At 58.9% G+C, this 7,057-nt stretch carries 6 protein-coding genes; all 6 read right to left on the bottom strand.

Annotated elements, in window-relative coordinates; translation table 11 throughout:
* Positions 1-671 precede the first annotated feature (671 nt).
* The 6 genes from msrQ to ACFY9W_RS26360 all read right to left on the bottom strand — a co-directional run bounded on the left by msrQ (position 672) and on the right by ACFY9W_RS26360 (position 6,667).
* A complete protein-coding gene (gene msrQ, locus ACFY9W_RS26385) occupies positions 672-1,283 on the bottom strand; it encodes a protein-methionine-sulfoxide reductase heme-binding subunit MsrQ (protein ID WP_391136946.1) in 612 nt (203 codons plus the stop codon).
* Positions 1,283-2,296 carry a protein-methionine-sulfoxide reductase catalytic subunit MsrP gene (gene msrP, locus ACFY9W_RS26380; protein ID WP_391136943.1) on the bottom strand — a complete coding sequence of 338 codons (1,014 nt, stop codon included), beginning with the start codon at positions 2,294-2,296 and terminating at the stop codon, positions 1,283-1,285. Before msrP ends, msrQ begins: the two co-directional genes overlap by 1 nt.
* Positions 2,297-2,375: 79 nt before the next feature.
* Complete coding sequence (gene pssA, locus ACFY9W_RS26375; protein WP_003250045.1) at positions 2,376-3,227, bottom strand: CDP-diacylglycerol--serine O-phosphatidyltransferase; 852 nt, start codon at positions 3,225-3,227, stop codon at positions 2,376-2,378.
* A 150-nt stretch (positions 3,228-3,377) separates the two neighbouring features.
* Positions 3,378-4,394, bottom strand: a complete 1,017-nt coding sequence (gene ilvC, locus ACFY9W_RS26370; protein ID WP_003250043.1) for a ketol-acid reductoisomerase — start codon at positions 4,392-4,394, stop codon at positions 3,378-3,380.
* A 55-nt stretch (positions 4,395-4,449) separates the two neighbouring features.
* On the bottom strand, positions 4,450-4,941 hold the full coding sequence (gene ilvN, locus ACFY9W_RS26365) for an acetolactate synthase small subunit (protein ID WP_003250040.1): 492 nt from the start codon (positions 4,939-4,941) through the stop codon (positions 4,450-4,452).
* Between the two features lies 1 nt (position 4,942).
* The gene (locus ACFY9W_RS26360) at positions 4,943-6,667 is read right to left on the bottom strand and encodes an acetolactate synthase 3 large subunit (protein WP_391136939.1); all 1,725 of its coding nucleotides are present in this window, start codon (positions 6,665-6,667) and stop codon (positions 4,943-4,945) included.
* Between the last annotated feature and the right edge of the window lie 390 nt (positions 6,668-7,057).

Below are 7,057 nucleotides of genomic sequence, written 5' to 3'. Positions count from 1 at the left end.
GTTTATTTTGAAGTTTTTTGCGAGAAACTCGTTTAGCTTCAAACACTTGGCTCGCTGCGATCTCTCGTAGCGGGAGGCGAATCATACAGCGTTTAGAAGCGCTGTCAACCACCATCTTAACCGCTTGCGATCATTCGATCGTAGCCCCTCCAACATCACCTTAACTACCTAACTCATTGAATCTCAAGGAGTTTGTCGTTCCGATGTCGCTGGAAGTGGGGCGCATTATAAGGGGATTCGGAGGGACGTCAACCTTTAATTTCAAGAAATTGAAATATAAAGGGAAAAGACCGCATTAAGGCCTGCAGGTGCCCGCCACAACACATCCAGCGCCTATAAGATCGAGCGCCGCCCGCGCGGCGCATCGCGAGCAAGCTCGCTCCTACATTTGTTTCGGGCCAATTATTCCTGCGCCATTTGCGCGCGCACCCTGGGTGCATGGGGGGGATTGCAGGAAAGCAGCGGCGCAACCCTCGATATTGAATGGGACCGACGAGGGGGCGCGCGCCAATGCAACAGGCGGGACTGGCCCGAAACAGATGTAGGAGCGAGCTTGCTCGCGATGCGCCGCGCGGGCGGCGCTCGATTTTGTAGGCGCCAGATAACCCAAGGCGGACACCTCTCAAACCCAATGCAATCCCAAGACAGGCCCCAGCAACCCAACCCAGCCCTCAAACAGCCCTACCCTGCCTGCGGGCAATTCTCGGAAGAACCCGTGCAACAGCCGGAACCCGCAACACCATCAACGCCGCCCCAATGAACGCATAGATCGCCCACTCCCGCAGATCCGAGCGAACGATCCACAGGAAATGCAGCAATCCCAGGCCAAGCACGACATACACCAGCTTGTGCAACCTCTTCCACCGCGCACCCAACCGCCGCTGGCTATAGCGGTTCGAGGTAACCGCCAACACCAGCAACCCCAGAAACCCCAGCGCCCCGACAATAATGTAGGGCCGCTTGCGCAACTCCACCGCCAACTGCCCCCAATCCAGCCCCAGAATAAAGAACAGGTAGGCCAGGATGTGCAGCACTATATAGGCAAACACCCACAACCCGAGCTGCCGGCGGACCACGATCCAGCCCGACCACCCTGTGAGCTTCTGCAACGGCGTCATGCCCAGGGTCACCAGCAGAAAGGTCAGTGCTCCAAGCCCCAGGCGATCCATCATGATCTTGCCGGGATCAGGCCCTAGCAGGTTCATTGCCGCCTCGTACAACCACCATACCGGGAACAAGCACCCCACCACGAAGATGGCCAGGCGAAACCAGGGATAGCGCATCAGTAGTTTTTCCGCAGATCAAGCCCGGCATACAGCGATGCCACTTCATCGGCATAGCCATTGAACATCTGTGTTTCGCGCACATTGGGGCTGAACAGCCCACTGGGCAACCGCCGCTCACGCGCCTGACTCCAGCGCGGGTGGTCCACCGTCGGGTTCACGTTGGCATAAAAGCCATATTCATCCGGCGCCAGCCCTTCCCACGTCGTACCAGGCTGCTCAGTCACCAGGCTGATGCGCACGATCGACTTGATACTCTTGAAGCCATACTTCCATGGCACCACCAAACGCAGCGGGGCGCCGTTCTGGTTGGGCAGTTCTCTGCCGTACATCCCCACAGCAAGAATCGCCAGCGGGTGCATCGCCTCATCCAGGCGCAGCCCTTCTCTATAAGGCCAGTCGATCAAGGCGAACCCCGAACGCTGCCCAGGCATATGTTGTGGGTCTTTCAGGGTTTCGAAGCGGACGTAACGCGCCTTGGACGTCGGCTCTACCTGCTTGAGTACCTGCGCCAGGGGAATGCCCAGCCAGGGGATGACCATCGACCAGGCCTCGACGCAGCGCAAGCGGTAGATGCGCTCTTCAAGCTGATGGGGTTTGACGAAGTCTTCAAGCGCATAGCGACCAGGCTTGCCCACCTCACCATCCACCACCACCGACCAAGGCTCGGTCTGCAGGCTATCGCCATTCGCAGCCGGGTCGCCCTTGTCGGGCCCGAACTCATAGAAGTTGTTGTAGTGGGTAGCATCCTTGAACGGCGTGATCGCCTCCCCCTGAACCGTCACCGCCTGCCAGCGCGCAGCAGCCAGCTTGTCGCTGAACCAGCCTGACGGCTTGCCTGGCTCGACATCAGCGTAACGGCTGGTTTCCGCCGCCCGCCCCGTGCCGGGCAAAGCGCCCAGGGCCAGGCCGGCCAACGAGCCACCCAACAGGGTACGACGGGAAAGGTAGATGCCTTCGGGGGTGATCTCCGACGCCTTGCACTCGGAAGACCTGGGTAGCTTGATGAGCATGGGCGGCTCCACAGCACTGGATAACGGATGTACCAGTAAGACTATGGAGCCGGAAGGTTATTCCAGCATTAAGCGTTTTTTACGCTTTGCGCCGGCGCGCCTTCAACAGGAACTGGATCGGCCCCGATGCAGCGTAGGCAAGGAAGATCAGCAGCAGGATGCGCGGTGGATCGCTGAACACGACGGCAAACACCAGCACCACCGCAAGGATGGCAACGAACGGTACGCGCCCTTTGAGGTCCAGCTCCTTGAAGCTGTTGTACTTGATGTTGCTGACCATCAGCATGCCGGCGGCAGCCACCAGCAACGCCACCAGGAACGACAGCTTGGAGCCCTGGATACCGTAATCGCTGAACGCCCACACGGTACCCGCCACCACACCGGCCGCAGCCGGGCTGGCCAGGCCGATGAAATAGCGCTTGTCGGCAGTGCCAACCTGGGTATTGAAGCGCGCCAGGCGCAGCGCTGCACCGGCTACATAGATGAAGGCGACCATCCAGCCGACCTTGCCCATGTCACCCAGCGCCCAGCCGAAGGCCAGCAAGGCCGGAGCCACGCCGAAAGCGACCATGTCCGACAACGAGTCGTACTCTGCCCCAAAGGCACTCTGGGTATTGGTCATGCGCGCAACGCGGCCGTCCAGGCCGTCGAGCACCATGGCCACGAAGATGGCGATGGCGGCAAAGGCAAAGTACTTGCTCGCCTCGCGCGGGTCACCGGCACTCAGGGCGCTCTGTGCGCTCATCGAACTGATGATGGAATAAAAGCCGGCAAACAGGTTGGCGGTGGTGAACAGGTTGGGCAGCAGGTAAATGCCGCGGTGGCGCACTTTGCGCCCTTCGGCGTCATGCCCTTCTTCAACGTGCTCATCGACAGGTAGCAGGCTTTCGGCGTCGGAGGGCTTGTTCGGCTCTTCGGGACGTTCGCTCATGGAGGGTACCTTGCAACAGGATGGAAAATGTTCGACACGGGCCCGCGAAACAGGTTCTGACAGCAGGCCACTGGTCTGCTTTATACCAGAAGCTGACTGCCAGAACGAAAAAACGCGGCCGAAGCCGCGTTTTTCATCTATCGATAAGACTTAGTTCTTGGTCTTGTCGACGATTTTGTTAGCCGAGATCCACGGCATCATCGAACGCAGTTGCTCGCCGATGATTTCGATGCCGTGAGCGGCGTTGTTGCGGCGCTTGGCGGTCATCGATGGGTAGTTGGTAGCACCTTCGGAGATGAACATCTTCGCGTACTCGCCGTCCTGGATGCGCTTCAGGGCGTTGCGCATGGCCTTGCGGGATTCTTCGTTGATGACTTCCGGGCCGGTGACGTACTCGCCGTACTCAGCGTTGTTGGAGATCGAGTAGTTCATGTTGGCGATGCCGCCTTCGTACATGAGGTCAACGATCAGCTTCAGTTCGTGCAAGCACTCGAAGTAGGCCATTTCTGGCGCGTAGCCAGCTTCGACCAGGGTTTCGAAACCGGCTTTGACCAGTTCGACGGTACCGCCGCACAGAACGGCTTGCTCACCGAACAGGTCGGTTTCGGTCTCGTCCTTGAAGGTGGTTTCGATGATACCGGTACGGCCGCCGCCAACGCCCGAAGCGTAGGACAGGGCGACGTTCTTGGCGTTGCCCGAGGCGTCCTGGTAGATAGCGATCAGGTCAGGGATACCGCCGCCTTTGACGAACTCGGAACGTACGGTGTGGCCCGGGGCCTTCGGCGCGATCATGATCACGTCGAGGTCGGCACGCGGAACAACCTGGTTGTAGTGGATCGAGAAACCGTGGGAGAAGGCCAGGGTAGCGCCTTTCTTGATGTTCGGCTCGATTTCGTTCTTGTACAGAGCACCCTGGAACTCGTCCGGGGTCAGGATCATGACCAGGTCAGCCGCAGCGACAGCGGTAGCAACGTCGGCAACTTTCAGGCCGTGGGCTTCAGCCTTGGCAACGGTAGCCGAACCTTTACGCAGACCGACGGTAACGTCTACACCGGAGTCTTTCAGGTTGCACGCCTGAGCGTGGCCCTGGGAGCCGTAACCGATGATGGCGACTTTCTTGCCCTGGATGATGGAAAGGTCGCAGTCTTTATCGTAGAAAACTTTCATGAAAATACCCCTGGTTATATCTCGGCCCCTGCGGAGCCATCGCTAATTTTTGAATTTAGATGCTGAGCACTTTGTCGCCACGGGCAATGCCGGTAACGCCGCTGCGCACGGTTTCGAGAATCGATGCAGTGCCGATTGCCTGGATGAAGCTGTCCAGTTTGTCGCTGGTACCGCTCAGTTGTACGGTGTACACGCTGGCGGTCACGTCGACGATCTGGCCACGGAAGATATCCGTGGTGCGCTTGATCTCGGCGCGCTGGGCACCGGTGGCCTTGACCTTGACCAGCATCAGTTCACGCTCGATGTGAGCGCTTTCCGACAGGTCGACAAGCTTGACCACTTCGACCAGCTTGTTCAGGTTCTTGGTGATCTGTTCGATCACTTCGTCATGGCCAACGGTGGTCAGCGTCAGACGCGACAGGGTCGGGTCTTCGGTCGGCGCCACGGTCAGGCTTTCAATGTTGTAGTTGCGCTGGGAGAACAGGCCGACCACACGGGACAGAGCACCTGGTTCGTTTTCCAGCAGCAGGGAAATGATGTGCCGCATATCAGGTACGCTCCGTCTTGCTCAGCCACATGTCACGCATCGAGCCATCCTTGATCTGCATCGGATAGACGTGCTCACTGCGGTCAACCGCGATGTCGATGAACACCAGGCGGTCCTTCATCGCAAACGCTTCTTCCAGCTTCGGCTTGAGGTCCTTCAGGCTGGTGATGCGGATACCCACATGACCATAGGCCTCGGCCAGCTTGATGAAGTCAGGCAGCGATTCGACGTACGAATGCGAGTGACGACCGTTGTAGGCCATGTCCTGCCACTGGCGGACCATGCCCAACACACCGTTGTTCAGGTTGACGATCTTCACCGGCAGGCCGTACTGCATGCAGGTGGACAGCTCCTGGATGTTCATCTGGATGCTGCCTTCGCCGGTCACGCAGGCTACGTCCTGGTCCGGGAAGTTGAGCTTGACGCCCATCGCCGCCGGGAAGCCGAAGCCCATGGTGCCCAGGCCACCGGAGTTGATCCAGCGGTTCGGCTTGTTGAAGCGGTAGTACTGCGCCGCGAACATCTGGTGCTGCCCCACGTCGGAGGTGACGAAGGCGTCGCCATTGGTCACTTCGCACAGGGTCTCGATGACTTTCTGCGGCTTGATGACGTTGCCGTCGCCCTTGTCGTAAGGGAACAACTCGCCATTGCCACGCCATTCGTTGATCTGCTTCCACCAGGCATCCAGCGCAACCTTGTCGGGTTGCTCGCCGATTTCCTTGAGGATGCCGAGCATTTCGTTGAGCACGCTGTCGACCGGGCCTACGATCGGCACGTCAGCCTTGATCATCTTGGAAATCGACGCCGGGTCGATGTCGACATGAATGATCTTGGCGTTCGGGCAGAACTTGGCCGGGCCATTGACCACGCGGTCATCGAAACGCGCACCAACGGCGAAGATCACGTCGGCATTGTGCATGGCCATGTTGGCGGTGTAGCTGCCGTGCATGCCGAGCATGCCGAGGAACTGCGGGTCGGTCCCCGGGAAGCCGCCCAGACCCATCAGGGTGTTGGTGACTGGCAGGTTCAGCGACTTGGCAATTTCGGTCAGGGCTTCGGAGCCACCGCCGAGGATCACGCCACCACCGGCGTAGACGATCGGGCGCTTGGCTGCCAGCAGCATCTCGGCAGCTTTGCGGATCTGGCCGGAGTGGCCACGGACCGCCGGGCTGTAGGAGCGCAGCTTGACCTTTTTCGGGTAGACGTATTCGAACTTCTCAGCCGGGTTGGTCATGTCTTTTGGAATGTCGACCACGACTGGGCCTGGGCGACCGGATTGCGCCAGGTAGAACGCTTTTTTCAGAACTTCCGGGATCTCTGTCGGGTTCTTGATCATGAAGCTGTGCTTCACGATCGGCCGCGAGATACCGATCATGTCGGTTTCCTGGAAGGCATCGGTACCCACCATGGTGCTAGGCACCTGGCCGGACAGGATGACCATCGGAATCGAATCCATGTAGGCGGTGGCAATGCCGGTAATGGCATTGGTCGCGCCCGGGCCGGAGGTTACCAGCACCACACCGGCCTTGCCGGTGGCGCGGGCGTAGCCGTCCGCCATATGGGTTGCCGCCTGCTCGTGACGAACCAGGATGTGTTCCACTTCCGGTTCTTTGAACAGGGCGTCGTAAACATGCAGGAGAGCACCACCAGGGTACCCGTAGATGTGCTTAACGCCTTCGTCACGCAAGAAGCGGACGACCATCTCAGCGCCAGATAAAAGCTCCACGTTGTTCACCTCTAAAACGCCAGAATACCGTCCCTAGTGGACGGGTCTTAATAGGTTTACTGCCAAGCAGAGCATGAGCGAAAACGTCAGCACTGACTGAGCAAGTATTGGGAGCGCCCCAGAGTGTTGCGGGGTTTTCCCACCCAGCGCGAGGTAACGCGTTGCGGGGTGTAACAGGTCGGCGCGGGTGTGCACCTCATGATCTGCTTAGCGGGTCTGCTTCTGGCAGTCCCTCTACAGCGGAAGTTGGATTCTTGTGATTCGGCGCCCACAAGTCAAGAAAAATTATTGCCAATATTTCCCCAAGATGAATTCCTGCCACCACTAAAAATCGCTTCAGCAGCAGAAACAATAAGATTTCCATAAAAAAGGGCCACAATCTGCGGCCCT

The sequence above is a fragment of the Pseudomonas sp. NPDC008258 genome, assembly GCF_042956345.1.
GTDB lineage: Bacteria > Pseudomonadota > Gammaproteobacteria > Pseudomonadales > Pseudomonadaceae > Aquipseudomonas.
This window is presented reverse-complemented; position numbering and strand designations above follow the sequence as displayed.